This is a genomic window from Mycobacterium sp. pUA109 (assembly GCF_041287095.1).
Taxonomy (GTDB): domain Bacteria; phylum Actinomycetota; class Actinomycetes; order Mycobacteriales; family Mycobacteriaceae; genus Mycobacterium.
This window is the reverse complement of the sequence record NZ_JBGGKS010000047.1, coordinates 1-3841: the sequence shown is the minus strand read 5'-3', so window position 1 is coordinate 3841 and position 3841 is coordinate 1. Positions and strand designations below refer to the sequence as shown.

The 3841-nt window shown below is 68.6% G+C and carries 5 protein-coding genes and 1 pseudogene; all 6 read right to left on the bottom strand.

Going from position 1 to position 3841, the window contains the following annotated elements; genetic code table 11:
• Positions 1-73: pseudogene (locus tag ACAG26_RS27585) on the bottom strand (WXG100 family type VII secretion target); the annotation flags it as partial.
• A 131-nt stretch (positions 74-204) separates the two neighbouring features.
• Positions 205-1407: a PPE family protein gene (locus tag ACAG26_RS27580; protein ID WP_370486256.1), complete on the bottom strand. Its 1203-nt coding sequence runs from the start codon at positions 1405-1407 to the stop codon at positions 205-207.
• Positions 1408-1447: 40 nt separating this feature from the next.
• Positions 1448-2326 carry a PE domain-containing protein gene (locus ACAG26_RS27575; RefSeq protein WP_370486255.1) on the bottom strand — a complete coding sequence of 293 codons (879 nt, stop codon included), beginning with the start codon at positions 2324-2326 and terminating at the stop codon, positions 1448-1450.
• Positions 2327-2554: 228 nt separating this feature from the next.
• Complete coding sequence (locus ACAG26_RS27570) at positions 2555-2839, bottom strand: WXG100 family type VII secretion target (protein ID WP_370483690.1); 285 nt, start codon at positions 2837-2839, stop codon at positions 2555-2557.
• Positions 2840-2850: 11 nt separating this feature from the next.
• Positions 2851-3147, bottom strand: a complete 297-nt coding sequence (locus ACAG26_RS27565) for a WXG100 family type VII secretion target (RefSeq protein WP_370486254.1) — start codon at positions 3145-3147, stop codon at positions 2851-2853.
• Between the two features lie 40 nt (positions 3148-3187).
• Positions 3188-3487: a PE family protein gene (locus tag ACAG26_RS27560; RefSeq protein ID WP_370486253.1), complete on the bottom strand. Its 300-nt coding sequence runs from the start codon at positions 3485-3487 to the stop codon at positions 3188-3190.
• Positions 3488-3841: the final 354 nt, after the last annotated feature.

The following is a 3841-nucleotide window of genomic DNA, read 5'->3' as shown; positions in this document are numbered from 1 at the left end:
TTTGGGCGTGCACGTCGAAGCGGCCCGCCATGGCCCGCATCTGGTGCGGATCGGTCATAAAACGCGTAGGCATCTCAAACTCTCCTGATCTGAACGTGGTCGACGGGGGATGGGGTCACACAAAGGCTACGACGTTTCGTTGAACGGTCGGCTTCAAACATGTAACGCGTCGCCTCCTTGTTTGTTAACCCACTACGACATTTGTTAACCCACTACGACCGAGCGGGGCATCACGGTCAGTTTGACGCCGTAGCGCGGCGCGCCGAGGCCGAAACCACCGCGGCCGGCCGAGGCCACCGACGGCATCCCGGCCGGCACGGCGGCCACCTCCGCGCTTTCTTCGGCGGCCGCTGTCCAGCCGCTACCCGCTAACGTCGCCGCGCTGGTGGTCGGCGGGGTGGCCGCCGACCAACTCGCCGGCACCGACAGCCCACCGACCGGGGCCGCTTGGCCCATGCCGGCCAGCACCGGCGTGGCACCAACGCCGGCGGGCACGGAAGCGACGGCGGGGACCGCGGGTGTCGCCGCACCGACCAGCGCCGCGCCCGTCGCGCCTGCCGCACCGTCGATACCGCCGATCGCCGCACCATGGGCGTTCGCCAGCCCGGCCGCGGCCGAGATGCCGGCGAACATATTCCACGCCCCGATGTTGCCCGCCGCGCTGCCGTAGGTCTGCAGCGCGTTCCAAATCCCGATGTTCTGCGTCGAGTTGATGAAATCGGACAGGAAGCCCCCCGACCCGGAGGACCCAGCCAGCGGGGACGCCAGCCCCTGCACCGTGCTGGGCAGGTTGGCGACCAGTTGCGACAGCCCGGTTTGGGTGCCGCTGCTCGACGCGGCGGCTTGGGCGACGGCGGCGGCTTGGCCGGTCAGCCCGGCCGGGTTGGTGGTTTCCGCCGGCGGGGTCAACGGGTTCAACACCCCGGCGCTGCCCGAGGACGCGGCGTAGCCGTACATGGCCGCGGCGTCCTGGGCCCACATTTCGCCGTAGAGGGCTTCATTGGCCGCAATCGCCGGCGTGTTCTGCCCCAGGATGTTGGTGGCGACCAGGGTCGCCAACTGCGCCCGGTTGGCGGCGATCGCCGGTGGGGGCACCGTGGCCGCGAACGCTGCCTCGTAGGCGGCGGCCGACGCCATCGCCTGGCCGGCGGCGTGTTCGAGGGCCGCGGCGGTGGTGTTCATCCAGCCCACATAGGGGGCGGCCGCGGCGGCCATCGCCTGCGACGCCGGGCCCAACCATTCCTCCCCGGTTAGTGCGGCGATCACCGACTCATAGGACGCCGCCGTGGTCGCCAACTCGGCACCCAGGCCGCTCCACGCCGACGCGGCGGCCATCATCGGCGCCGCGCCGGGACCGGCGTACATGCGGGCCGAGTTGATCTCGGGCGGCAATGCTGCAAAATCCATCTCGTCAATCCTGTCCTCGGTAGCGAATGTGCTTGGGCCGCTAGATGACTGCCGGTTTGGGCATCACCAGCGGTTTGACGCCGTAGCGCGGCGTGCCGAAGCCGAACCCGCCGCGGCCGGCCGAGGCCACCGACGGCATCCCGGCCGGTATGGTGGTCACCGGGGCGCTGTGCGGGGCGGCGGCGGTCCAGCCCGCGCCCCGCAGCACGGCCGGGGCAGCACTGGACATCGGTGCGGTGGCGCCGGCCCAACTGGGCGGCACCGACAACCCGCCGACCGAGGAGGCGTGGCCGACCCCGGCCACCACAGCGGCCGGCGCGCCCGCGACACCGGCCGGGCTCACCGTCCCGGCCAGCGTCGTGCCGCCCGCTCCTGCCAGCGTCGCGCCGCTCAAACCGCCGCCCGCGGCGGCGGCTTCGCTGCCCTCGGCGCCGGTCAGTGTGCCTGGAGCCAGGAAACCCGAGCTGCCCAACTGCAGCAGGTCCGAGGCGGCCGAACCGAAGTTGCCTACCTGCATGGCGCCGGCGATGCTGCCGTTGCTTAGTGCGCTGGGGAGCAGTCCGTAGGGCCCGGATGCGGACCCGGTGAACAGCCCGAGCAGCCCGGACAGCCCCGACTGGGCCGAGCTCGCCGCGGAGTTCGCGGCCTCGGTGCTGCCATACGATTCGGCGCTCGCACCCAAGGTATTGACGAACATCTCGTGAATCGCCGTAGCCTGGGCGCTGATCTGCTGATACAGCGTGCCGTAGGCGGAGAACTGGGTGGCCTGAAGGGCCGAGACCTCATCGGCGGCCGCGGGAACCACACCGGTGGTTGGCGCTGCCGCGGCGGTGTTCTGGGCGGCCAGCGACGAGCCGATGCCCTGCAGCTTGCCGGCCGCTGCTATCAGCGCCTCCGGATGGGTGGTTACGAACGACATGAACACTCCTCACCGAATCAAGCTGACCCCTCGCGGAGAGCCAGCTACTGCGTGGTCTGCGGCCACAATTGCGCAGCACACAGTACGGTGACCAGGTTCGTTTACGCGTTCTTAACACGCGGCGCTCGAACTTTGACGGCATGTTGACGCCCGCCGTCCCAGCGGCACTGCGCCGAGTGTGCGCTGACGGGTGGTCAGTTCACACTCGGCGCAAGTGGTGTGTTGGTGTTAGGCCCAGCTGGCGCTGACGGCGCCGTCGGTGGAGGCCATGTTGCCGCCGGCCGTCTGGACCTTGCTGCCGTGCGTGGCGGCCTGCTCATAAATCACCTGGAAGTTGCGACCCAACTGGGTGATGAACTCCTGGCAGGCCACCGACCCCGAGCCGCCCCAGAAGTCGCCGGCGGCCAGCACGTCGGCGATGATCGCCTGGTGTTCGGCCTCCAACGACGCGGCCTGGGCCTTGATCAGCGCCCCGTGGGCGTCGACGTCGCCGAATTGGTAGTTGATGCTCATGTCTTGGCTCCTTAGCTGCTCAACGCCGCCTGCGACGCGGCTTCTTGCTGCTCGTAGTTGTTGGCGTCCCGAATCAACCCGTCGCGCACCCCGTGCAGCATGTTGACGATGTTGCGGAACGCCGTCTGCATCTGCCCCATGGTGTCGTAGGAGGTGTTGGCGGCGGTTCCACCCCAACCAGCACCGGTGATGTTCATCGAGGACGCCCACATCTTGCGGGCCTCATCCTCAACGGTTTGGGCGTGCACATCAAAGCGGCCCGCCATGGCCCGCATCTGGTGCGGATCGGTCATAAAACGCGTAGGCATTGTGGTCTCTCCTTAACTCGTTGCCTGCGAAATTTTGGGGTTAGCCGGCCGCGACCGCATTGGCGGCCTCGGTGGCCGCATACGACCCGGCACTGACGCCCAAGGTGTTGACGAACATCTCGTGAATCGCGGTCGCTTGCGCACTGACCGCCTGGTACAGGCTCGCGTGCGCGGCGAACTGCGCCGCCGTCAACGCCGAAACCTCGTCGGCGGCCGCGGGAATCACCCCGGTCGTCGGGGTGGCCGCGGCCGCGTTCTGGGCGGCCAGCGACGACCCGATGCCCTGCAGGGTGCCGGCTGCCGCCGTCAGCGCCTCAGGCTGAGTAGTTACGAAAGACATCGGCCTCTCTCCTTACCGAAACACGCCGACCCGTTGCGGGTCGGTCGCTGCTCATGTCCCAACAATCCCCTACACCGCGCGTACGGGATAGGCGTATTTGCGGGTTCTTAACACTCCGCGGCCCGACTTTGACGGCACGTTTACACCCCTTGTTGCAACTCGAAACGCGGTGGCACACCGTGTGATCGGTGTGCCACCGCGTGTGGTCGAGTACCGCTGCGCCGAGGGGCGCGAGACGAGAAATCAGCGAATTCACCGCCCCCAGTTCATCTTCGGTGGTGTTAGGCCCAGCTGGCGCTGACGGCGCCGTCGGTGGAGGCCATGTTGCCGCCGGCGGTTTGGACTTTGTTGCCG